The organism is Streptomyces luteolus (assembly GCF_029968015.1).
Taxonomy (GTDB): Bacteria; Actinomycetota; Actinomycetes; order Streptomycetales; family Streptomycetaceae; genus Streptomyces; species Streptomyces luteolus.
This window is the reverse complement of record NZ_JASCIS010000005.1, coordinates 157,844-178,486: the sequence shown is the minus strand read 5'-3', so window position 1 is coordinate 178,486 and position 20,643 is coordinate 157,844. Positions and strand designations below refer to the sequence as shown.

Genomic DNA, 20,643 nt, shown 5'->3' with positions numbered 1-20,643 from the left:
GTCCTCCTTCCGGACCGGTGCGGCACCGAGAGGCGGGCGGCGACAACTCCGCCCGCCTCTCCGCCGGTTCAGACGGTGGTCCCGCGCCGCGCGAGCCACGCATCCTCCGCCTCGTAGTCGAAGAGGTCGCCCATCGGGTCGTACGCCGCCGCCATCACCGGGAACGCCTCCCGCCAGTCCTTGCCGCGCAGCCGCGCGCCGAGCCACTCGACGGTCTCGGGGAGGGACTGTTCGTACGACACCACCGGGCGGTAGCCCAACTCCCGTGCCGCCGCCGACATGTCGAGCACCAGCGGGTGCGCCAGACTCCACGGAGTGCTGCCGACCGTCGGCGCCGGAGGCTCGCCCGGTATCAGGACCGTCTCCGACTCCACGCCGAGCAGCGCGTCGATCGCCGCGCCGATCTCGGCCACCGTGGGCGCCGTCGGATCGGCGGCGTTCAGGACGCGTGAACCCGGTCTGGCGGCCGCCAGGCGCACCAGCTCCGCGATGTTGTGCACGCTCGCCGGATGGAACCTGCTCGCCCCGCCGTACGCGAGGATCCGCCGCGGCCGGCCGTCCAGGGCCCGCTTGACGAAGTACAGCTCACGCGGCGTGGTGCAGTGCGGTCCGTGCACGGCGCCCGCGCGCAGCAGCGTCGTCGGCAACGTGTCCCCGGCGGCGAGGAGTTCGTCCTCCAGGACCACCTTGCGCCCGCCGTACGTCTCGCCCGGGGCCAGCCTGCGGTACGACTCGGGGAGCGGCACCGGATAGCGCGGGTGCCCGTCCGGCTCGTCCTGGGTGAGGAAGCTGCGGCCCTGCTCGTCCTCGTAGATCGCCGCGCTCGATATCACCACCGCCGAGCCGATGCGGTCGGACAGGGCCCTCAACTGCCGGGCGTGGCCCCGGCCGTACGCCACCACGTCCACCACGACGTCCACGCCGTCGCCGATCAGCCGGGCGAGAGCGGCGTCGTCCTCGCGGTCGAGGCGGGCCGTGCGCACCCCCTCCGGCCGGTCCGCGTCAGGGGTCGCGCCGCGCGACGCCGCGGTGACGTCCCAGCCGTCCTGCGCGAGCGCGCGCACCGCCGCCCGCCCGATCTGTCCTGTGGCCCCGATCACCAGCGCATGAGTCATGTCTGGAACGTACGACGCTCAGGGCCCTTCGTCCCAGGGTGTTCTGCTGACCGCAGATTCGCGGGCGCGCGGGAGCGGTCGTCGCTTGAGGTCCACTGGCCCGGGTACAGGGTGGCGCCCAAGTGCGCGAGCGGCCCCTCAACGCCCGGGCAGCTTGGGGAACCTGCGGCCTCCGGCCGCCGCCTGCCGCTCCTTCTCCGCCTGCGCCTCCGCCTGCTCCTCGGCCTTGACCACGGCCGCGTACCGGTCCACGTACTCCTGGTCCGAGAGCCCCAGGATCGCGTACATGATCTCGTCCGTGACCGCCCGCAGCACGGCCTTCTCGCCGTCCATGCCCTCGTAACGGGAGAAGTCGAGAGGCTCGCCGAAACGAATCGTCACGCGCTGGAACCGCGGCAGCTTCTGGCCCGGAGGCTGCGCCTCGAACGTGCCGATCATCGCGCACGGGATCACCGGCACATGAGCCTTCAGCGCCATCGCGGCGACGCCGACCTTGCCCTTGTAGAGCCGGCCGTCGTGCGAGCGCGTGCCCTCCGGGTAGATGCCGAGCAACTCGCCCTTGCCGAGCACCCCGAGCCCCTCCCGGATCGCCGCCTGGCCCGCCTCCTTGCCCGAGCGGTCCACCGGGATCTGGCCCGCGCTGTGGAAGAACGCCGCGGTCAGCCGGCCCTTGACGCCGGGGCCCGTGAAGTACTCGGCCTTCGCCAGGAAGGTGATCCTCCGCTTGAGGATGGCGGGCATCAGGAAGTGGTCCGAGAACGACAGATGGTTCCCCGCGACGATCGCCGCACCGTCTTCGGGGATGTGCTCCAGGCCCTCGATCCGCGGCCGGAAGACCAGCCTGAGCAGGGGACCAAGCAGCACGTACTTGAGCACGTAGTAGAACAAGAGGGTCGCTCCTCACTCGGCAGGGCCATGTCGACACTGCGTTTTACCAGGTCGCAGGAGTGCCGGGGAGAGCGCGGTCCGGCGGTCGGGAGGCCGCGCGAGCCGCCGCGCCGCGAGTAACCCTGAGGCAACCCTGAATGTCCCTCATCCTTCCCTGACAACTGTCAGAAATCTTTGACCTGTTCACCGGACGACTGCACCGTGGGGTGAGGCGGGCCGCCGAGCGGCAACTCGACGGCCCGTGCACGACCGAGCCGACTCGCGCGGTCATCAGCCACGACCCGCGCGGGCCTTCCCCTGCGTAGAAAGCGGGTTCGTCATGCCCAGTCCTGCACCGTCCACTGTAGTCGCGGCCTCGAGCAGCTACGCGGTCGCGATCGCCGACTCCGACGATCAGATCCGCGCGGCCCAGCGCCTGCGCCACCAGGTCTTCGCAGGCGAGATGGGAGCCCGCCTGCACACCCCGCTGCCGGGCCACGACGTGGACGACTTCGACGCGGTGGCCGACCACCTGGTCGTCACCGACGCGGGCACCGGCGAGGTCGTCGGGACGTACCGCCTGATCCCCCCGGGACGCACCCAACGGCTCTACTCCGACGGCGAGTTCGACCTCACCGACCTGGCCGGGATCCGCTCCCAGCTGGTCGAGACGGGCCGCTCCTGCGTCCACCCCGAGCACCGCAGCGGCGCGGTGATCAACCTCCTTTGGGCGGCCCTCGCGCGCTATCTGCTGCTCTCCGGGCACAAGTACCTGGGCGGCTGCGCCTCCGTCCCGCTCGCCGACGGCGGCCGGGCCGCGAGCAGCGCCTGGCTCCTCGGCAACGGCAAGCACGCCTCGCCGCCCGAACTGCGCGTCCACCCGCACCGCCCCTGGCACCCCTCGGGCCCCCTCGACGGCCCGGCCCGCCCCGCCGACCTGCCGCCGCTCCTTCGCGGCTATCTGCGGCTCGGCGCCTGGATGTGCGGAGCACCCGCCCACGACCCGGAGTTCGACGTCGCGGACTTCTACGTCCTGCTGCCGATGGACCGCATCAACGACCGCTACCGCCGGTACTTCCTGGGGGAGGAGCAGTGAACGGACCGGTCGCCACGGCCGCCTCGACCCCCGTCACCCCACCCGGCGCCTCCCTCGCGCAACCCGGAGCCTCCCTCGCCCCACCCGGTGCCTCCCTCGCGCCACCCCGGCCGCAGAGCCCCTGGTTTCCGGCCTCGCCCTGCACGCCGCGCTGCGCCCGCCCGGCCGCCCCGCCCGTGCCCCGCCTGGCCACCGTCCGGCGCTACGCCGCGTTCGGGCAGGTCGTCGCCGGCGCCCTCGCCTCCCCGTCCGCGACCCGCGACGGCGAGGCGGTACGCGACCGGGCCCGCGCCCTCCTCGCCTCGCTCGACGTGCGCCTGGACGCGGGCGACGTCCCGCTCACCGTCCCCGGGACCGGCACGCTCGTGGTGGCCGACCACATCTCCTGGCTCGACATAGTGGCGCTGCTCGCCTGTGAGCCGGTCACGCTCGTCGCCAAGCGCGAGGTGGGCCGCTGGCCGGTGGTCGGCCCGCTCGCCCGCCGCGTCGACACCTGCTTCATCGACCGCGGCAGTCTGCGCGCGCTGCCCCGAGCGGTCGACCGGGTGCGGGAGTTCCTGGCCGCGGGCCGAACTGTCGCGGTCTTCCCGCAGGGCACCACCTGGTGTTCGGCCGCGGGCGGCGGATTCCGCCGCGCGATGTTCCAGGCCGCGATCGACGCGAGCGTGCCCGTCCGCCCGGTCACCCTGAGCTATCTCCAGCACGGCAGGCCGAGCGCGGTCGCCGGATTCCTCGGCGACGAGGGCTTCGTCCCCTCCCTGCACCGGGTGGCGCGGGCGGACGGCCTGGCCGTCCGGATCCGCGCCCACGCACCGCTGCCCACCGGCCCCGGCAGCGACCGGCGGGAACTCGCGGCGGCCGCGCAGGAGTCGGTCTTCCGGGACCAGCCGAGGCGCCATGGCTGACTGGCTCGACCCCTATGTGGCGTTCCTGCAGGGCCTGTTGGACTCGCCCTGGCTGTGGCTGGTCATCTTCGGCACGGCCGCCCTGGACGCCCTGCTTCCGTTCATGCCGAGCGAGGGCACGGTCGTCACCGCCGCCGTCCTGATCGGCGCCGACCCGGGCCGCCTCGCCCTGCTTACGGTCCTGGCCGCGGCGGGCGCGGTCGCGGGCGACCTCGGCGGGTACGGAGTGGGGCGCCGCGCGGGCCCCCGCCTGACGGCTCTGCTGCTCCGCGGTGAGAAGGGCAGGTGCCGCCTCGCCGCCGCCCACTCCCTGGTCGCGCGGCACGGAGCGCTGCTGATCGTGGCCGGGCGGTACGTCCCGGGCGGGCGTGTGGTGACCGGCCTGAGCACGGGCGGCGTCCGCTATCCCGTACGCCGCTTTCTCCTCTTCGACGTGATCGGAGCGAGCGTCTGGGCCGTCCTCAGCGTGGCCGTCGGCGCCCTCGGCGGAGCCGCCTTCGCCGACCGCCCCGTGTACGGCCTGCTGCTCTCGTTCGGCACGGTCGTGCTCCTGACGCTCACGGGGGAGTGGGTACGGAGACGGGGCCGGGGCCGATGGGCCCGCCGCCTGGTGTTGCGCAAGCCGACTGATGAGTCAGTCGCCATCGCAACACCGCCGGAGTGTCCGCTCAAAGCCCAGCATTAGAGGGGAAGCGACAGAAGGGGCAGGAGGAGCGTGTTGCGGTTATCTCAACACGCGGGTACGGTCGTCCACCATGCAGCAGGAACCGGGAAGCCGAGTCGGTGACACCGGCGGCGAGGTGGCGGAACGCGTCCGTCAGGTGATCGCCGCCGTCGGCGTCAGCCAGCGCGAGTTCGCGCGCCGTATCGTCATGGACCCGTCCAAGCTCTCCCGCTCCCTGAGCGGAGCCCGCCGCTTCACCGTCGCCGAGCTGGCCCGCGTCGCGGACACCGGGAACGTCGACGCGGCCTGGCTGCTCGGCTCAGGCGGCCGGCCGGACGAGGCCGCCACGGGACGGGCCGCGGCACGTACACGGCGTACGGCGGGACCGGCGCCGGCGGACGGCGGGCGGCCGTTGCAGATCGTGCGGGAGACGGTCCGGCTCATCGCCGAACGCGGCTTCCACGCGGTCCGGGTCGCCGACATCGCCGAGGCCTGCGCCACCAGCACCGCCGCGATCCACTACCACTTCCCGGGCCGTGACGACCTGCTCGAAGCGGCCGTGCGCTGGTGCATGGACGAGGACACCGCCCGCCGCGCCGCCCACATCGCGGAAGCGGCCGATGTGGCGGGCGAACTACGGCAGTTGATCGAGCTGCAGACCCCGGACACCCGACGGCAGCGCCGCCAGTGGAGCGTCTGGCTCGACCTGTGGGCGGAGGCCGCCCGCTCCACCGTCGTGGGCCGGCTGCACGTCGAGTACTACCGGCAGTGGCGCGAGACCGTCGCCGACGTCATCCGCCGAGGCGTCGCCGCCGGAGCCTTCCGCCCCGTCGACCCGGAGGCCGCCGCGCTCACCCTGACCGCCCTGATCGACGGCCTCGCCTCCCAGGTCCTCGCGACCACCCCGGGCGAACCCGGCACGAGCGCGGACGACATGCGGCGCGCCCTGCTCGCCCACGTCGAGACGGCGCTCGCCGCGCGCTGAGCGCAACCCCCGCCCCCGGGCAGCACCCCAACGACTTCTTCATACCCCGTCATATCCCGTCATGTCCCGTACCAGAAAAGGGAGTTCAGCATGCCCATGAACCAGGACGTCATCATCACCGCCGCGCTCACCGGCGCCGGCGACACCGTCCGCAAGAGCCCGCACGTGCCCGTCACGCCCGAGCAGATCGCCAAGTCCGCCGTCGAGGCCGCCGAGGCCGGGGCCGCCGCCGTGCACATCCACGTACGCGACCCCGAGACCGGCGCCCCCTCCCGCGACCCGCGGCTCTACCGCGAGACCGTCGAGCGGATCAAGGAGACCGGCACCGACGTCATCATCAACCTCACCGCCGGCATGGGCGGCGACCTCGTCGTCGACCCCGTCCAGCCCCTGGAGAAGCTCGGCGAGCTGCCCGGCACCGACCTCGTCGGCGGCCTCGACCGGCTCCCGCACGTCGACGAACTGCTCCCCGACATCTGCACCCTCGACTGCGGCTCCCTCAACTTCGGCGAGAACCTCTACGTCTCCACCCCCGAGATGCTCCGCCAGGGCGCCCGGCGCATCCAACAGCTCGGCGTACGACCGGAGTTGGAGATCTTCGACACCGGCCACCTGTGGTTCGCCAAGCAGCTGCGCGAAGAGGGACTGCTCGACGACCCCACCGTCTTCCAGCTCTGCATGGGCATCCCGTGGGGCGCGCCCGCCGACCCGGGCGTCCTGCAGTCCATGGTCAACATGCTCCCCGAGAACGCCCAGTGGGCCAGCTTCGCCATCGGCCGCATGCAGATGCCCTGGGTCGCCCAGTCCATCCTGCTCGGCGGGCACGTCCGCGTCGGCCTGGAGGACAACCTCTACCTGGGCAAGGGCAACAAGGCCAGCAACGCCCAACTCGTCGAGCGCGCCGTGCAGATCACCGAGTCCATCGGCGCCCGTGTCGTCAGCCCGGACGAGGCCCGCGTGAAGCTCGGCCTCAAGCCCCGCGCCTGACCCCTTCGCAAGCACCCCGAACACCCCTGCCCGAGGACCCCTCATGACCGCAATCAACACCCCCGCCGCCCCCTGCGCCCCCGAGGACGTCACCCGCGTCGCCTGCATCGGCGCCGGCGTGATCGGCGGCGGCTGGGTCGCCCACTTCCTGGCCCGCGGGTACGACGTCACCGCCTGGGACCCGGCCCCCGACGCCGAGCTGAAGCTGCGCCGCCTCGTCGACGCCGCCTGGCCCGCGCTCACCCAGCTCGGCCTCGCCGACGGCGCTTCCCGCGACCGGCTCACCGTGGCCGCCACCCTCGAAGAGGCCGTCGCCGACGCCCAGTTCGTGCAGGAGAGCGCCCCCGAGAAGCTGGAGCTCAAGCGCGACCTGCTCGCCCAGCTGGACGCGGCCGCCCCGGCCGGAGCCGTCATCGCCTCCTCGACCTCCGGCTACCCGATGACCGACATGCAGACCACCGCCGCCGACCCCGGCCGCCTGGTCGTCGGCCACCCCTTCAACCCGCCGTACCTGATCCCGCTCGTCGAGGTCGTCGGCGGCGAGCGGACCGCCGAGCACGCCGTGAACTGGGCCTCCCGCTTCTACGACGTGGCCGGCAAGTCCGTGATCACCATGAAGGCCGAGGTGCCCGGCTTCATCGCCAACCGCCTCCAGGAAGCCCTCTGGCGCGAGGCCCTGCACATGGTTGCCAACGGCGAGGCCACGGTGCGGGAGATCGACGACTCCATCACCGAGGGCCCCGGCCTCCGCTGGGCGTTCATGGGCCCGATGCTCACCTTCGCGCTCGCGGGCGGCGAGGGTGGCATGGCGCACATGCTGGACCACTTCGGCCCCTCCCTGAAGTCCCCGTGGACCCGCCTGGAGGCCCCGGAGCTGGACAAGAAGCTGTACGACGCCGTGGTCGAGGGTTGCGACGAGGAGGCCGGGGAACGCACCATCGCGGACCTGGTGGCCGAACGCGACCAGGGCGTCATCGACGTCCTGCGCGCGACCGGCCGCCTGCCGCAGCAGCGGCGTGCCCAGCGCGCCGCACAGCACGAAAAGCACCAGGAGACCGCATGACCACCACCCCCGAGCAGGCCCTCCCCCTGCTGCACCGCACGGTCAGGCCGGAGTGGATCGACTACAACGGCCACATGAGCGAGGCCTTCTACGTCCTCGTCTTCGGCCACGCCACCGACGCCATGATGATCGAGGCGGGCCTGCACTCCGCGTACCGCGAGTCCAGCGGCTGCTCCCTCTACACCGTCGAGTCGCACATCCGGTACCTGAACGACGTCCCCGAGGGCGCCCACCTCGCCGTACGCACCCGGATCCTCGGAGCCGCCGCGAAGAAGGCGCACTTCGTGCACGAGCTCTTCGTCCTGGACGAGGCCGAGTCCCCGGTCCCCGAGGGCGCCGAGCCGGTGGCCACCAGTGAGCTGCTCGCCCTCCACGTCGACCAGCAGGCCGGCCGCACCACGCCCTTCCCGGACGAGATCCAGGCCCGGCTGACCTCCTTCACGGAGGCGGCCCCCGACTGGGCGGGACGGTCCATCGCCCCCGTGGCCTGACCGCCCACACCCCGAACGGGTCCTGCCCCCATCCCCCGGGGGCGGGGCCCGTTCGCCTGCTCACAGGTGTCGTACGGACGCCCCTGCACGGGCACGGCGCGGACGGCGGGCCGCACGGGCACGGCGCGGACGGCGGGCCCTCAGGGAGCCGGGTTGGACAACGCGATCGCGGCCGTGATCAGTCCGAGCACGATCCAGCCGAACCACAGCCAGCCGTTGCTGCCGAGGGCGACCGTGTAGCCCGTCACCGCGACGAGCGCTCCGACGGTGGCCACCCCCATCGTCTTCGTGGAACTGGGCATCTTCGTGGAACCGGGCATCGCAACACCCTCCTCGCGCCCGAGCAGACACCCGGCCGGTGTCCACCGGTGACCTGGTGCCATGGTCTCGCGCCCGGGCCCGGTTCCGCCAGCGTGCGTAACAGAAGGCCCCCGGAACTGCGCGTTCCGAGGGCCTGATCGGTGCACTCCTCAGCCGCTCAGGTACACCTTGGCGTCGGATGCCTTGTGCCAGCCGGTCGTGACCTTGGTCTTGGCGCCGCCGCAGTCCTTGTCCTTGACGGTCGGACCGTTCGGCACGAACACGACCTTGCTGCGGACGCAGCGGTCGTTGTTCTTGTTGTCGTTCAAGGTGCCGGTGACCTGGCGCATTCCGTTCGAGGAGCACTCTCCGTACTCCAGCGTGCCCCCGTCGATCCTGATCGTCTCGCCCCTGCAGACCGGCGCCCGCACGCTGCTCGCCGAGCCCTGTGCGCCCCCGGCCGGAACGGCGAACGCGGCCGTGCCCAGAGCGGCGGCCGCTACCACCAGGCCCGTACGGATCTTGCTCACCATGATTTCTTCCCCCTGGTCGCCCTGCCGTGCAGCGACAGCCGCTGCACAAGACCCAAGGAACCCCGTGCCGCCGACGGAAGAAAAGGTCTTTCGGGCACGACCGAAACCGCCCTCCAGGGCGACCGAAACCGCGCCTAGTGCCCTCGCGCGTTCAGCGAGGCCAGATACGCGTTGTACGCCTCCAGCTCCTTGTCGCCGTCCCGGTCCGCCGCGCGGTCCTTGCGGCGGGCCTCGCGCTCCTCCGACTTGCGCCACTGGAACAGCAGCGCCACGAGCACCACCACCGACGGGATCTCACTGAACGCCCAGGCGATGCCACCGGCCGCCTCCTGGTCGGCCAGGGCGTCGATGCCGAGCGAGGCCGGCGGGTTCATGTACGTACCGACCATCGGCTGGGTCGCCATCATCAGCGCGATGCCGAAGAACGCGTGGAACGGCATGCCGGCGAACAGTTCCAGCATCCGCATCACATAGCCGGGCCGGTGCGGCCCTGGGTCGACGCCCATGATCGGCCAGAAGAACACCATGCCCACCGCGAGGAAGTGCACCATCATCGCGATGTGCCCCGGCGTGGAGCTCATCAGGAAGTCGAAGAGCGGCGTGAAGTACAGCGCGTACAGGCTCGCGATGAACAGCGGGATGGTGAACGCCGGGTGCGTGATCACCTTCATGTACCGGCTGTGCAGCAGCATGAGCAGCAGCTCACGGGGACCCTTGCGCCCACGCCCCGCGACCGGCAGCGCCCGCAGCGCAAGCGTGATCGGCGCGCCCAGGAGCAGCAGGATCGGCGACAGCATGCTGATCACCATGTGCTGCACCATGTGCACGCTGAACATGACCATGCCGTAGTCGTTCAGCTTGGTGCACATCACCAGGGCGACGGTCAGCACACCGAGCACGAACGAGATCGCCCGGCCCACCGGCCAGGAGTCGCCGCGGCGCCGCAGCCGCACCATGGCCCATCCGTACAGGCCGAGCGCCAGCAGGCAGCCCACCAGGAAGAACGGGTCCGAAGAGAACTGAAGGGCTCGGCCCAGCGTGAACGGCGGCAGATCCATCATCATGCCGTGCCCGCTGTGATCCATCCGCTGCTCCTGATTCGTGCCGGTTGTCCGAACCAGAGTAGAACCGCCCCCGGCCGGGAGTTCGGCCGGGGGCGGTTCGGGACAGCCGGGGTCAGAGGACGGTCTCGGCCTCCGCGTACCGGTCGGCGGGCACCGTCTTCAGCGTCTCCACGGCCTGCGCGAGCGGCGCCATGATGATCTCGGTGCCCTGCAGCGCGGTCATCATGCCGAACTCCCCGCGGTGCGCGGCCTCGACGGCATGCCAGCCGAAGCGCGTGGCGAGCACACGGTCGTACGCGGTGGGGGTGCCGCCGCGCTGCACATGGCCGAGGATCACCGGCCGGGCCTCCTTGCCGAGGCGCTGCTCCAGCTCGATGGAGAGCTGACGCGCGATGCCCGCGAACCGCTCGTGGCCGTAGATGTCCTTGCCGCCCTCGTCGAACTCCATCGAACCGGCGCGCGGCTTGGCGCCCTCGGCGGCGACGACGATGGCGAACTTCTTGCCGGCCTCGAAACGGGCGCCGACCTTCGCGGTCAGCTCTTCGATGTCGAAGGGCCGCTCGGGCACGACGATCGCGTGCGCGCCGGCGGCCATACCGGAGTTGAGCGCGATCCAGCCGGTGTGGCGGCCCATGACCTCGACGATCAGGACGCGCTGGTGCGACTCGGCGGTGGTCTTCAGGCGGTCGAGCGCCTCGGTGGCGACGCCGACCGCGGTGTCGAAGCCGAAGGTGACGTCGGTGACCGCGATGTCGTTGTCGATGGTCTTCGGCACGCCGACGATCGGAAGACCGGCGTCGGAAAGCAGCCGCGCCGCCTTCAGCGTGCCCTCACCGCCGATCGGGATGATCGCGTCGAGCCCGAGCTCCGAGACGTGGCCCTTGGCCCGCTCGACGCCGTCCCGCAGATGCGCGGGCTGGACGCGGGACGAGCCGAGGATGGTGCCGCCGCGCGCGAGGATGCCGCTGACGGCGTCGAGGTCGAGCTTGCGGTAGTCGCACTCGAGCAGGCCCTTCCACCCGTCGTGGAAGCCGATGACCTCGTCGCCGTGGTCGGCGACGGCACGGTGCACGACCGAGCGAATGACCGCGTTGAGGCCGGGGCAGTCGCCGCCGGAGGTGAGGACACCAATACGCATGACCCAAGAACCCTTGCAACGTGGGGCGGATGACCGGACCACGTCGTCCGGCTAAGACAGCGTCACCCTACTAGTGCGAAGCGACGGCGCCGAATCCGTTCCAAGGGCCGGTCTTTGTCCAAGACGACAAAAACGCCTCAGGGGTCGTGAAGACCCCTGAGGCGTCCGCTCAAGCGTGCTGAGGCCCGCTCAGGCGGGCCGGTCGGACCCGCTCATGCGGTGGTCGACCCGCTCAGGCGGGCTGGGTGGCGGCCGCGATCCGCTCGGTGCGCAGTGCCTCGTACCAGCGGTCGTCGACCTGCGGCAGCGCGTTCACGTCGAGCGCGAGGCGCAGCAGCATGTCGGCGATCTGCGGGTTCCGGGCGAGCACCGGACCGTGCATGTACGTGCCGAACACCGTGTCGTTGTACGCGCCTTCGGTGCCGTCGCCGGTGCCGTTGCCCTTGCCGAGGCGGACCCGGGCGAACGGGCGGGCGGTCGGGCCGAGGTGCGTGACGCCCTGGTGGTTCTCGAACCCGGTCAGCTGCGGCAGGCCCAACGGCTCGTCGATGTCCGCCAGTACGTCACCGACGCAGCGCTCGGCCTCGCCGCGGGTGGACGTCACGTCGAGCAGGCCGAGGCCGGGCTCGCGCTGGCCGAGGTCGTTGATGAACTCGTGGCCGAGGATCTGGTAGCCCGCGCACACCGAGAACACGATCGCGCCGTTGGCGACCGCGCGGCTCAAGTTGCCGTCGCGGCGCAGCCGTTCGGCGGCGAGCCGCTGCGGGCGGTCCTCGCCGCCGCCGATCAGGTAGATGTCGCCGGAGGTCGGCACCGGCTGGTCGCTGCGTACGTCGTGGCGCTCCACGTGCAGCCCGCGCTGGTTGGCGCGGCGCTCCACGACGAGGGCGTTGCCCTGGTCGCCGTAGGTGCTCAGCAGGTCCGGGTAGACCCACACCAGGCGAAGACTGTTGTCACTCATGCTTGAAGGTCCTCAATCCTTGAAGTGCCTTGAGGCGCGGGTCAGTTGCCGACGCGGCGGCGCAGGTCCTGGAAGGCGGTGTAGTTGGCGATCGCCTCGATCCGCCCGGGCGGAGCCAGCTGCACGGCCTCGTCGACGGTGTCGCAGACCCGGAACTCCAGACCGGCCACTTCGAGGCGTACGGCCAGGTCCAGCCTGCGGTCGCCGATCACGAAGATCGGGTGCCCGGCGAGACGGGTGTAGTCGACGTCCCACAGCCAGGAGGTGTCCGTGCCGTCGGCGCCGCGCGCGTTCACCGAGAGGATCACCGGCGTAGGCGGCGGGTCGATCAGCGAGAACGTCTCCAGCCAGCCGGCCGGGTTCTTCGCGAGCAGCAGCCGCAGGTCGCGGTTCATGAACTGCACGACGTCGTACCGCCCGGCGACCGCCTGCACCTGGTGCATCCGCTCCAGGGCGACCTGCGGCGGCACCCCGAAGGCGGCGGCGACGGCGGCGGAGCTGGTGGCGTTGGCCTTGTTGGCGCGGCCGGGCAGCTGGAGCTGGATCGGCCAGGCGGAGCCGTGCGGGTCGAGCACGTGGTCGCCGTTGAGCGCCCAGCTCGGCGCGGGGCGGCGGAAACCGCACTCGCCGCAGAACCAGTCGTCGCCGGGGCGCTGCATCACGCCACCGCAGGACGGGCAGGACCAGGCGTCGTCCTTCCACTCCTGGCCCGCAGCGACCCACACCACGTTCGGCGAGGAGGACGCGGCCCACACCACGAGCGGGTCGTCGGCGTTGGCGATGATCGTCGCCTTGGAGCCGGCCAGGCCCTCGCGCCACCTCTCGGCCAGCATGCGGGTCTCGGCGGCCCGGTCGAGCTGGTCGCGGGAGAGGTTGAGCAGGGCGATGGCCTTCGGGGCCACGTCGCGCGCGACTCCGGCGAGGTACTTCTCGTCGACCTCGATCACACCGAACTTGGCGTCCGAACCACCGGCGAGCGCCGACGTGATGCCCGCGGGCATGTTGGCGCCGAGCGCGTTGGACACTACGGGTCCGGCGGCGCCGAGCGCCTCCGCGATGAGCCGTGTGGTGGTGGTCTTGCCGTTGGTCGCCGAGACCAGCACCACATCGAGGTGCTGGGCGAGCCGGCCGAGCAGATCCGGGTCGAGCCTCAGGGCCACACGGCCGCCGATCACCGAACCGCTGCCGCGGCCGGCCGCCCGCGACACCGCCGCGGCCGCCTTGCCGGCCGTCACGGCCAGCTTGGCCCGCGGCGACAGCGGGTCCACACCACCCGGGTTTGCTGCCATCGTCCTTGCTCCTCCTTGCTTCCGGCGCCGCGCCTGCCCCCGGCACTGGTCGCCTCAGCCTATCGAGATCCCCGCCGCTGCCCGAACTGCGGCACCGTGACGCCCGCCGCAGTACACCGGAACGTACCCTTGACCGCTATGCGACACGGATCGATCCCCGGCAGTTCCGGGCGCGTACGGCCCCTGACTCTGCTCGGCGACCCCGTGCTGCACGGGCCCTGCGAGGACGTCACCGAGTTCGGCCGCGAACTGTCGGGGCTGATCGACGACCTGTTCGCGACCATGTACGCCGCCGATGGCGTGGGTCTCGCCGCCAACCAGATCGGTGTCCCGCGGCGGGTGTTCGTCTACGACTGCCCGGACGACGAGGACCGCCGCCACCTCGGGCACGTGGTCAACCCGCGCCTGATCGATGCCGACGGCGACACCGTACGCGGCCCCGAGGGCTGCCTCTCCCTGCCGGGCCTGGAGGCGTCCACTCCACGGTTCGACCGAGCCCTGATCGAAGGCGTGGACCGCCACGGCGAGCCGGTCCGCATCGAGGGCACGGGGTGGTTCGCCCGGTGCCTCCAGCACGAGTGTGACCACTTGTCGGGCACGGTCTACCCGGACCGGCTTGCGGGGTGGCGCAGGGCACGCGTCCTCCGGGCGGTCCGCCGAGCGCCGTGGGGGGCGCGCTAAGCCTTCCCCACCCCGCCCCTTCCCGAAAGACTGCCGTCGGCTGTCGTCCGTCTGCGGCGCCGTGGTGGCTGGTCGCGCAGTTCCCCGCGCCCCTGTCGGGGCTTAAATCAGCCCCTCCGGCGTTTGAGGAGCGGGGGTCCGGGGGTTGGCCCCCGAAGCTGCCGCAGGCTTACGGGAAGGGGCGGGGAGGGGCTCAAATTGAGCCCGTCCGGCACTTGAGGACGAGCCCGCAGGGGCGACCGGCGTGCACCGAGCCGACGGTGCGGGTCAGAACCCGGGCCCACCCTCCCGATCCCCCGCGGCAGCCAACCGCCCCCACAAAAGATCCGCCAGATCCCGCACCAACTCGGCCCGGCTGCAAGGCCGTTCACCCAGCCACCAGTCACCCGCCGCGTGCATCATGCCGACGATCCCGTGCCCCCACACCCGCGCGAGCCGCTCGCTGTCCGAACCGAGGTCGACCCGCTCCGCGATCACCTGGGCCAGCTCCTCGCCCAGCCTGCGCAGCAGCGGCGCCGAGTGGCGGCCCACGTCGAAGCCCTGCTCGCCGGGCGAGGCGGACTCGGCGGGGTGCATCAGAAAGCGGTAGACCTGCGGCGCGCCCTCGATGGCCGCGAGGTACGTGTCGAGCGTGGACTCGACGCGCGCACGGCGTTCGGACGGGGCGTCCAGAGCGGCCCGCAGGGAGGCGAGGAGCGCGTCGGTGTGGCGCTTGGCGAGGGCCGCGTAGAGCCCGCCCTTGTCGCCGAAGTGCCGGTACAGGATGGGCTTGGTGATGCCGGCCTCGGCGGCGATGGCGTTCATCGACGCTCCGGGGCCGTCGCGCAGCACGACCCGGTCGGCGGCCTCGAGCAGCTCCCGCTTGCGGCGTTCGGCCGCCAGGGCCTGCTCGGTCCGTTCAGTCGTGTCCATGGTGTTTCTCCCCGCCCGTGCGATTCCGTGACGCAACGCGCAACGTAGCACCCGCCGGTTCGGGTCCTCGAACACATCGAACGCCACTGCGGAGTTGACAGGCGCTACTGGCGGGTAACAGACTCTTGTTACCGCAAGTAACAAGGTGTTGGAGGGGACGGGCATGGCCGAGTTCACCATGGACCTGAACGACGAGCAGAAGGAGGTCCGGGACTGGCTGCACGGCTTCGCCGCCGATGTGATCCGTCCCGCCGCCGCCGAGTGGGACGAGCGCGAGGAGACCCCCTGGCCCGTCATCCAGGAGGCCGCCAAGCTCGGCATCTACTCCCTGGACTTCTACGCCCAGCAGTTCTTCGACCCGACCGGACTCGGCATCCCCATGGCGATGGAGGAGCTGTTCTGGGGCGACGCGGGCATCGCCCTGTCCATCGTCGGCACGGGCCTCGCCGCCGTCGGCGTCCTCGCCAACGGCACCGAGGAGCAGATCGGCACCTGGGTCCCGCAGATGTACGGCGACCCGAACGACGTGAAGGTCGCCGCCTTCTGCTCCTCCGAGCCGGACGCCGGCTCCGACGTCGCCTCGATGCGCACCCGCGCGGTGTACGACGAGGCCAAGGACGAGTGGGTCCTCAACGGCACCAAGACCTGGGCGACCAACGGCGGTATCGCGAACGTCCACGTCGTCGTCGCCTCCGTCGACCCCGAGCTCGGCTCCAAGGGGCACGCCTCCTTCATCGTGCCGCCGAACACCGAGGGCCTCTCGCAGGGCCAGAAGTTCCAGAAGCACGGCATCCGTGCCTCGCACACCGCCGAGGTCGTCCTGGAGAACGTCCGCGTGCCCGGCCACTGCCTGCTCGGCGGCAAGGAGAAGCTGGACGAGCGCCTCGCCCGCGCCCGCGAGAAGGCCAAGAAGGGCGGCGAGCGTGTGAAGAACGCCGCGATGGCCACCTTCGAGGCGTCCCGCCCGGCCGTCGGCGCGATGGCGGTCGGCACCGCGCGTGCCGCGTACGAGGAGGCGCTGGAGTACGCGAAGACGCGTGAGCAGTTCGGCCGCCCGATCATCGACAACCAGGGCGTCGCCTTCCAGCTCGCCGACATGGCCACCCAGGTCGACGCCTCCCGGCTGCTTGTCTGGCGCGCCTCCTGGATGGCGTCGACGGGCAAGAAGTTCGAGAACGCCGAGGGCTCGATGTCCAAGCTGTACGCCAGCGAGACGGCCAAGAAGGTCACCGCCCAGGCGATCCAGATCCTCGGCGGAAACGGCTACACGCGTGAGTACCCGGTCGAGCGGATGCACCGCGACGCCGCGATCTACACGATCTTCGAGGGCACCAGCGAGATCCAGCGCCTGGTCATCGCCCGCACGCTCTCCGGTCTGCCGATCCGCTAGATCATCCGGCCTGTACGCGCGTACGCCGCGGCCCCCACCCGTGCTCGGGCGGGGGCCGCAGTGCGCTCACCGCTCAGGCGTTGGGGCGCTTTCCGTGGTTGGCGCCCTTCTTCTTACGGGCGCGGCGCTTGTTCCCTCGCTTGGACATGGAGGCGGCTCCTTGCCGTACGTGCCGACTGTTTCCGGACATGTCGGCGTGCTGGCCAGTGTAGGGAGAGGTGGTCCGAGGCCGCATCCGAAGCGGGGGCGATGAGTCGCCGACGCCGGGGGAGTCGGTAAGGGTGAGGACGGTGCTCCGTCATCGGCACCCTCGTAACGCCCACGCGAAAGGCTGCGCTCATGTCCTTCACCCACGTCCTCGCGGTCGCCCCCGTGCGTGACATCGACGCCTCGGTCGCCTGGTACGAGCGGCTCCTCGGCCGCGCCGCCGACTCCCGCCCGATGCCCGGCCTCGCCGACTGGCACATCGCGCCGTACGCCTGGCTGCAGGTCTTCCAGGCGCCCGAGCAGGCCGGTCGCACCCTGGTGAACCTCGTCGTGGACGACCTCGACAAGGCCCTCGCGGACCTCGTGGCCCGCGAGATCACCCCCGGCCCGGTCACGCCCGGCGCGCAGCGCGTCCGCTTCGCCGCCGTCGAGGACCCGGACGGCAACCGGGTCACCCTGATCGAGAACCCGGCGTCCTAGACGGCCCTGGCCGGCGATCCGGCGTTGTCAGTGGTCGCACCTAGGCTCTGTGCCGAGACCGCCCGCGAGCCCGTCGCCGGCTGACGGCTCCCGCGCCCCAGTTCGTACGCCTTCCGGTCCCGCCAGCCCGTACCGTCCCAGACGATCAGGTCGACGGCGGTCACGGGCGCGGTCAGCGGCAGCTCCGGTGCCAGTTCGGCCTCCACTGCGTCGTACGCGCGGCGGCAGGTGTCAGGGCCCGCGTCGTTGGCGAGGGTCAGATGCGGCGCCAACGGGGCCGCGCCGAAGATCCCTCGGTACGGCAGCGCCTCCGGCCAGCACGCCATCAGGTGCTTGGTGAGCGCGGTGACCGGCGCGTGCGGCCACGGGTCCAGATACAGCACACCGGGGTAGCGGCCGAACTCGGCGAAGGTCAGCTCGAACGCCTCGTGCCCGGCGAAGAGCGCGCCGAGCCGGGCGTCCGTCGCCGCGTCGATGCGGCTCGCGTGCAGAAAGGGGTAGAGCACCGTGACATGCGCGGGGAAGGGAGCCCGCACCAGCGGGTCGGCCGCGGGCACCTTGATGGTGAGCGCGGTGTCACCGGGACGGTCCGGCCAGCCGTGCGCGCCCTCGTCCGTGCCGCTCACGCCGGGGTCTGGACGTCGAGGTGCCCCAACACCTCGTCCACCAGGCGCTGTTCGGGCAGCAGCCCGTCCAGGAGGACCGTCCGCTCGGGCAGCGTGGCGACGGCGGCCGTGTACGGTTCGATCATCGCCCGGCACCACCGCTTGGCGGCGGCGTCCCGCTCCGGGTCGCCGGGCGAGACCGTGCGCTCCTCTATCCGGCGCTCCAGCTCCTCGGGCGGCACGCGCAGGAAGAAGTGGTGCAGCGTGACCCCGGCACGGTCGAAGACGCCGAAGACCTCCGCCGCGTACCGGGGGTCGACCAGCGTCATCGGCACGAGCAGCGGACGCTCGTACTCCGTGACGAGACCGAGGGCAAGCTCCGCGACCTGGCGGCGCCACAGGGGCAGATCCTGAAAGTTCCCGGTGGGCACGTCGACGATGCGGCCGAGCACCTGGCCGATGTCCTCCGGGTCGAAGACCAGCGCCTCGGGCAGCCGCCTGCGCAGGTTCGCGACCAGGGTCGTCTTGCCGCTGCCGAAGGCGCCGTTGATCCAGACGATCATCCCGGGACCGTAGCACCGGGGCCCGAACCGCCGGGCGCGCGGGCTCAGTCGAGGAGTGCGAGCACCGGCTCCAGACCCGCCGGGCGCTGCTCCACCGGCAGGTGGTCCACGAAGTGCACCGCGCAGCCGAGCCGGGCCGCGCCCCCGTCCGCCCGCCGGTCGTCACCCACCATCAACGCGTCCTCCGGTGCCACTCCGAGCGCCTGACAGGCCACCGCGAACAGCCGCGGATCGGGCTTCTGCACGCCGTGTTCGTACGACAGGACGTACGTGTCGACGTACCGGTCGAGGCCGTGCGCGCGGAAGACGGGCCGCAGGTCCCAGCCGATGTTGCTGACCACGCCGACGAGCAGTCCGCGCTCCTTGAGCGCGGCGAGCACGTCGGCGGTGTCCGGGTAGGGACGCCAGGCGGCCGGAGTCTTGTGGCGGTCGTACAGCGCCTCGTGGAGGCCGGGCGCCGGCAGGGCCACCTCGCGGGACAGCCCGGTGAACGCCGCGCGGTGCAGCTCGGCGCTCACGTCCCGGGTGGCATACAGCTCCTCCAGGTGCGCGGGGACCGTACCGGGAGGCGTGCCGCCGGGCAGCGCGCCGACGGCTTCCAGCTCGGCGACGTAGTGCCTGAACTCCTCGTCGGCAACGGCCAGTTCGGACGCGTCCAGGGTGGCGCGCAGCCAGGACTCGGTGGACTCGATACGCAGCAGGGTTCCGGAGAAGTCGAACAGCACACCCTTGATCGCCATCCCCCGATCCTCAACGCCGACACCCAACCGGTCAAGAACGCCGGGTCGGGCCCCCGCACCCGTCGTCCGTACAGCACAGCCGTGAGCGGTACGTGAGCCGAGATGCCTGCCGCCGACGAGGCTGACGGGCCATGTGCGCTGGGCGGGCCCGGGGGCCGCCTGCGGCGGTGACGGGAGGCACAGTCAGGGAAAGGAAGTGTGCCGAAGCGCCAACCCCCGGGGGCGTCGGGCGGGGATGTACAAACGGCCGGAAACGGGGCTCGCGCAGGCGACGGGCGGCACGGTCACGGCGGGCGCCGTGCGCGCTGATCCTCGGTGCCCCGGCCCGGCCCGGCCCGGCCTGGCCTGGTCGAGAACGTCCCAGCCCCGGTCCGGTCGTTCGGCGGGGCATCGTGGCCTGGCCAGGGGCGTCCCGCTCGCGTCGGCCGTCCGTACAGCACCGCCGAGCAGTACCAGGAGGGTCCGAAGAGCCAGCAGCCGGGGACGTCGGGCGGGGCAGTGTGCGCGGCCACACGGGCCCGCGCAGGCGACGGGAGGCACGGTCGCGGTGGGCTCCCGTGGGCTGGTCCCTGTGCCCCGGCCGTGCCCGGCCGGGAACGCCCCGTCCCAGTACGGTCGTTCGGCGGGAATTCGTGGCCTGCCAGAGGCGTCCCGCTCGCGTCGGCCGTCCGTACAGCACCGCCGAGCAGTACCAGGAGTGTGCCGAAGAGCTGGCAGCGGGGGACATCGGGCGGGGCAGTGTGCGCGGCCACACGGGCCCGCGCAGGCGACGGGAGGCACGGTCGCGGTGGGCTCCCGGGGGATGGTCCCTGTGCCCCGGCCGTGCCCGGCCAAGAACGCCCCGTCCCGGTCCGGTCGTTCGGTGGGGAATCGTGGCCTCGTCAGGGGCGTTCCGCTCGGGGTGTTCGTCCGTACAGCACCGCCGTGAGCAGGACCAGGAGTGTGCCGAAGAGCCAGCCGCCGAGGACGTCCGATGGCCAGTGGACGCCGAGCCAGACTCGGGTCCAGCCCACGCCGAGGACCGAGACGGTTGTCACGGTGAGCGCCGTGCGCCATACCGCGTGGCCCGCGTGGCGGAGGGCGAGGACCCACAGGACGAGGCCGCAGACGACCGTCGCCGTCATCGCGTGCCCGGACGGGAACGCCGCGAAGTGGGCGCTGTCGACCGGGTCCGGCCACGTCGGCCGCTCCCGCCCGACGGCCGCCTTCAGGCCCTGCTGGAGCAGCGTCGCGAGGAGGCAGCTCGCGCCCACCCACACGGCGAGCCGTCGGTCGCCGAGCCACCACAGCCAGACGACCAGGACCGCGCAGAGCGCGCGCATCGTCCACGTGTCCCAGATCCAGTCGGTGAGAATCCGGTTGGTCTGGGTCAGCGCCGGATTCTCGACGGCCCAGCGGTGGGTGGTGCGGGCGAGTGACGCGTCGGCGTCGAGCAGCGGCGCCCAGTCGGCCGCCACGGCGCCGACCAGCAGAGCGGTCAGCACCCCGAGCACGGCGGCGGAGACCCGGCCCGCCCGCCCCGCAAGGGGCGCCGACGGACCTTCCGCCGCGGGGGAGTTCTGGGGCGCGTCGGGGCGTGGTGCGGAGTGCATACGAAGATCCTCGCC

24 protein-coding genes are annotated in these 20,643 nt (G+C 72.0%); 10 read left to right on the top strand and 14 right to left on the bottom strand.

Translation table 11 applies throughout. The features are described 5' to 3' along the window. Nucleotides 1–68: 68 nt before the first annotated feature. Nucleotides 69–1,115 (bottom strand): NAD-dependent epimerase/dehydratase family protein, encoded by a 1,047-nt coding sequence (locus tag QIT00_RS06835; protein WP_282534191.1) that lies wholly within the window; start codon nt 1,113–1,115, stop codon nt 69–71. Nucleotides 1,116–1,253: 138 nt separating this feature from the next. Further along, nucleotides 1,254–2,003, bottom strand: coding sequence for a lysophospholipid acyltransferase family protein (locus QIT00_RS06830; protein ID WP_282534190.1), 750 nt, complete (start codon nt 2,001–2,003; stop codon nt 1,254–1,256). 319 nt (nt 2,004–2,322) lie between these two features. On the opposite strand from QIT00_RS06830, the gene QIT00_RS06825 reads away from it, so the two are divergent. The 7 genes from QIT00_RS06825 (at nt 2,323) to QIT00_RS06795 (ending at nt 8,173) form a co-directional block, all read left to right on the top strand. Continuing rightward, nucleotides 2,323–3,078, top strand: coding sequence for a GNAT family N-acetyltransferase (locus QIT00_RS06825; RefSeq protein ID WP_282534189.1), 756 nt, complete (start codon nt 2,323–2,325; stop codon nt 3,076–3,078). Then, nucleotides 3,075–3,983: a lysophospholipid acyltransferase family protein gene (locus tag QIT00_RS06820; RefSeq protein WP_282534188.1), complete on the top strand. Its 909-nt coding sequence runs from the start codon at nt 3,075–3,077 to the stop codon at nt 3,981–3,983. The genes QIT00_RS06825 and QIT00_RS06820 overlap by 4 nt, the downstream gene beginning before the upstream one ends. After that, nucleotides 3,976–4,668 carry a DedA family protein gene (locus tag QIT00_RS06815; protein WP_282534187.1) on the top strand — a complete coding sequence of 231 codons (693 nt, stop codon included), beginning with the start codon at nt 3,976–3,978 and terminating at the stop codon, nt 4,666–4,668. The genes QIT00_RS06820 and QIT00_RS06815 overlap by 8 nt, the downstream gene beginning before the upstream one ends. A 70-nt stretch (nt 4,669–4,738) precedes the next feature. Further along, the gene (locus tag QIT00_RS06810) at nt 4,739–5,632 is read left to right on the top strand and encodes a TetR/AcrR family transcriptional regulator (protein WP_282534186.1); all 894 of its coding nucleotides are present in this window, start codon (nt 4,739–4,741) and stop codon (nt 5,630–5,632) included. 90 nt (nt 5,633–5,722) lie between these two features. After that, the gene (locus QIT00_RS06805; RefSeq protein ID WP_282534185.1) at nt 5,723–6,619 is read left to right on the top strand and encodes a BKACE family enzyme; all 897 of its coding nucleotides are present in this window, start codon (nt 5,723–5,725) and stop codon (nt 6,617–6,619) included. A gap of 43 nt (nt 6,620–6,662) precedes the next feature. Next, complete coding sequence (locus tag QIT00_RS06800) at nt 6,663–7,682, top strand: 3-hydroxyacyl-CoA dehydrogenase NAD-binding domain-containing protein (protein ID WP_282534184.1); 1,020 nt, start codon at nt 6,663–6,665, stop codon at nt 7,680–7,682. Next, entirely contained in the window at nt 7,679–8,173 is a 495-nt protein-coding gene (locus tag QIT00_RS06795; protein ID WP_282534183.1) for a thioesterase family protein, read from the top strand. Before QIT00_RS06800 ends, QIT00_RS06795 begins: the two co-directional genes overlap by 4 nt. Before the next feature lie 140 nt (nt 8,174–8,313). On the opposite strand, the gene QIT00_RS06790 is transcribed toward QIT00_RS06795, so the two are convergent. The 6 genes from QIT00_RS06790 to QIT00_RS06765 all read right to left on the bottom strand — a co-directional run bounded on the left by QIT00_RS06790 (nt 8,314) and on the right by QIT00_RS06765 (nt 13,458). Beyond that, complete coding sequence (locus QIT00_RS06790; RefSeq protein ID WP_282534182.1) at nt 8,314–8,493, bottom strand: hypothetical protein; 180 nt, start codon at nt 8,491–8,493, stop codon at nt 8,314–8,316. A 150-nt stretch (nt 8,494–8,643) separates the two neighbouring features. After that, entirely contained in the window at nt 8,644–9,006 is a 363-nt protein-coding gene (locus tag QIT00_RS06785) for a hypothetical protein (RefSeq protein ID WP_282534181.1), read from the bottom strand. Between the two features lie 134 nt (nt 9,007–9,140). Continuing rightward, on the bottom strand, nt 9,141–10,091 hold the full coding sequence (locus QIT00_RS06780; RefSeq protein ID WP_282534180.1) for a cytochrome c oxidase assembly protein: 951 nt from the start codon (nt 10,089–10,091) through the stop codon (nt 9,141–9,143). Between the two features lie 91 nt (nt 10,092–10,182). Continuing rightward, complete coding sequence (locus tag QIT00_RS06775; RefSeq protein WP_282534179.1) at nt 10,183–11,208, bottom strand: 6-phosphofructokinase; 1,026 nt, start codon at nt 11,206–11,208, stop codon at nt 10,183–10,185. 232 nt (nt 11,209–11,440) lie between these two features. Next, complete coding sequence (locus tag QIT00_RS06770; RefSeq protein WP_282534178.1) at nt 11,441–12,169, bottom strand: type 1 glutamine amidotransferase; 729 nt, start codon at nt 12,167–12,169, stop codon at nt 11,441–11,443. A 41-nt stretch (nt 12,170–12,210) separates the two neighbouring features. Continuing rightward, the gene (locus tag QIT00_RS06765; RefSeq protein ID WP_282534177.1) at nt 12,211–13,458 is read right to left on the bottom strand and encodes a Mur ligase family protein; all 1,248 of its coding nucleotides are present in this window, start codon (nt 13,456–13,458) and stop codon (nt 12,211–12,213) included. Nucleotides 13,459–13,596: 138 nt separating this feature from the next. Here QIT00_RS06765 and def point away from each other — a divergent pair, with 138 nt between their 5' ends. Beyond that, the gene (gene def, locus QIT00_RS06760; RefSeq protein ID WP_282534176.1) at nt 13,597–14,139 is read left to right on the top strand and encodes a peptide deformylase; all 543 of its coding nucleotides are present in this window, start codon (nt 13,597–13,599) and stop codon (nt 14,137–14,139) included. Nucleotides 14,140–14,406: 267 nt separating this feature from the next. Here def and QIT00_RS06755 read toward each other — a convergent pair whose 3' ends face one another. Continuing rightward, the gene (locus QIT00_RS06755) at nt 14,407–15,051 is read right to left on the bottom strand and encodes a TetR family transcriptional regulator (RefSeq protein WP_282534175.1); all 645 of its coding nucleotides are present in this window, start codon (nt 15,049–15,051) and stop codon (nt 14,407–14,409) included. A 163-nt stretch (nt 15,052–15,214) separates the two neighbouring features. Here QIT00_RS06755 and QIT00_RS06750 point away from each other — a divergent pair, with 163 nt between their 5' ends. Beyond that, complete coding sequence (locus tag QIT00_RS06750) at nt 15,215–16,441, top strand: acyl-CoA dehydrogenase family protein (protein ID WP_282534174.1); 1,227 nt, start codon at nt 15,215–15,217, stop codon at nt 16,439–16,441. Between the two features lie 73 nt (nt 16,442–16,514). Here QIT00_RS06750 and QIT00_RS38905 read toward each other — a convergent pair whose 3' ends face one another. Then, nucleotides 16,515–16,589 carry a 50S ribosomal protein bL37 gene (locus QIT00_RS38905; protein WP_373297613.1) on the bottom strand — a complete coding sequence of 25 codons (75 nt, stop codon included), beginning with the start codon at nt 16,587–16,589 and terminating at the stop codon, nt 16,515–16,517. A 191-nt stretch (nt 16,590–16,780) separates the two neighbouring features. Here QIT00_RS38905 and QIT00_RS06745 point away from each other — a divergent pair, with 191 nt between their 5' ends. Beyond that, entirely contained in the window at nt 16,781–17,128 is a 348-nt protein-coding gene (locus tag QIT00_RS06745; protein WP_282534173.1) for a VOC family protein, read from the top strand. Here QIT00_RS06745 and QIT00_RS06740 read toward each other — a convergent pair. The 4 genes from QIT00_RS06740 to QIT00_RS06725 all read right to left on the bottom strand — a co-directional run bounded on the left by QIT00_RS06740 (nt 17,125) and on the right by QIT00_RS06725 (nt 20,628). Further along, nucleotides 17,125–17,754: a 2'-5' RNA ligase family protein gene (locus QIT00_RS06740; protein WP_282534172.1), complete on the bottom strand. Its 630-nt coding sequence runs from the start codon at nt 17,752–17,754 to the stop codon at nt 17,125–17,127. The genes QIT00_RS06745 and QIT00_RS06740 overlap by 4 nt on opposite strands. Further along, nucleotides 17,751–18,296 (bottom strand): AAA family ATPase, encoded by a 546-nt coding sequence (locus tag QIT00_RS06735; protein WP_282534171.1) that lies wholly within the window; start codon nt 18,294–18,296, stop codon nt 17,751–17,753. The genes QIT00_RS06740 and QIT00_RS06735 overlap by 4 nt, the downstream gene beginning before the upstream one ends. 44 nt (nt 18,297–18,340) lie before the next feature. Further along, nucleotides 18,341–19,036 carry an HAD family hydrolase gene (locus tag QIT00_RS06730; protein WP_282534170.1) on the bottom strand — a complete coding sequence of 232 codons (696 nt, stop codon included), beginning with the start codon at nt 19,034–19,036 and terminating at the stop codon, nt 18,341–18,343. An 881-nt stretch (nt 19,037–19,917) separates the two neighbouring features. Further along, the gene (locus QIT00_RS06725; protein WP_282534169.1) at nt 19,918–20,628 is read right to left on the bottom strand and encodes a phosphatase PAP2 family protein; all 711 of its coding nucleotides are present in this window, start codon (nt 20,626–20,628) and stop codon (nt 19,918–19,920) included. Between the last annotated feature and the right edge of the window lie 15 nt (nt 20,629–20,643).

Bases quoted from the DNA above. Each gene is read 5' to 3' on its own strand.
- QIT00_RS06835 (WP_282534191.1), bottom strand. From the start codon at position 1,115: ATGACTCATGCGCTGGTGATCGGGGCCACAGGACAGATCGGGCGGGCG.
- QIT00_RS06825 (WP_282534189.1), top strand. From the start codon at position 2,323: ATGCCCAGTCCTGCACCGTCCACTGTAGTCGCGGCCTCGAGCAGCTAC.
- QIT00_RS06815 (WP_282534187.1), top strand. From the start codon at position 3,976: ATGGCTGACTGGCTCGACCCCTATGTGGCGTTCCTGCAGGGCCTGTTG.
- QIT00_RS06810 (WP_282534186.1), top strand. From the start codon at position 4,739: ATGCAGCAGGAACCGGGAAGCCGAGTCGGTGACACCGGCGGCGAGGTG.
- QIT00_RS06805 (WP_282534185.1), top strand. From the start codon at position 5,723: ATGCCCATGAACCAGGACGTCATCATCACCGCCGCGCTCACCGGCGCC.
- QIT00_RS06800 (WP_282534184.1), top strand. From the start codon at position 6,663: ATGACCGCAATCAACACCCCCGCCGCCCCCTGCGCCCCCGAGGACGTC.
- QIT00_RS06795 (WP_282534183.1), top strand. From the start codon at position 7,679: ATGACCACCACCCCCGAGCAGGCCCTCCCCCTGCTGCACCGCACGGTC.
- QIT00_RS06790 (WP_282534182.1), bottom strand. From the start codon at position 8,493: ATGCCCGGTTCCACGAAGATGCCCAGTTCCACGAAGACGATGGGGGTG.
- QIT00_RS06785 (WP_282534181.1), bottom strand. From the start codon at position 9,006: ATGGTGAGCAAGATCCGTACGGGCCTGGTGGTAGCGGCCGCCGCTCTG.
- QIT00_RS06780 (WP_282534180.1), bottom strand. From the start codon at position 10,091: ATGGATCACAGCGGGCACGGCATGATGATGGATCTGCCGCCGTTCACG.
- QIT00_RS06775 (WP_282534179.1), bottom strand. From the start codon at position 11,208: ATGCGTATTGGTGTCCTCACCTCCGGCGGCGACTGCCCCGGCCTCAAC.
- QIT00_RS06770 (WP_282534178.1), bottom strand. From the start codon at position 12,169: ATGAGTGACAACAGTCTTCGCCTGGTGTGGGTCTACCCGGACCTGCTG.
- QIT00_RS06765 (WP_282534177.1), bottom strand. From the start codon at position 13,458: ATGGCAGCAAACCCGGGTGGTGTGGACCCGCTGTCGCCGCGGGCCAAG.
- def (WP_282534176.1), top strand. From the start codon at position 13,597: ATGCGACACGGATCGATCCCCGGCAGTTCCGGGCGCGTACGGCCCCTG.
- QIT00_RS06755 (WP_282534175.1), bottom strand. From the start codon at position 15,051: ATGGACACGACTGAACGGACCGAGCAGGCCCTGGCGGCCGAACGCCGC.
- QIT00_RS06750 (WP_282534174.1), top strand. From the start codon at position 15,215: ATGGCCGAGTTCACCATGGACCTGAACGACGAGCAGAAGGAGGTCCGG.
- QIT00_RS06745 (WP_282534173.1), top strand. From the start codon at position 16,781: ATGTCCTTCACCCACGTCCTCGCGGTCGCCCCCGTGCGTGACATCGAC.
- QIT00_RS06735 (WP_282534171.1), bottom strand. From the start codon at position 18,296: ATGATCGTCTGGATCAACGGCGCCTTCGGCAGCGGCAAGACGACCCTG.
- QIT00_RS06730 (WP_282534170.1), bottom strand. From the start codon at position 19,036: ATGGCGATCAAGGGTGTGCTGTTCGACTTCTCCGGAACCCTGCTGCGT.
- QIT00_RS06725 (WP_282534169.1), bottom strand. From the start codon at position 20,628: ATGCACTCCGCACCACGCCCCGACGCGCCCCAGAACTCCCCCGCGGCG.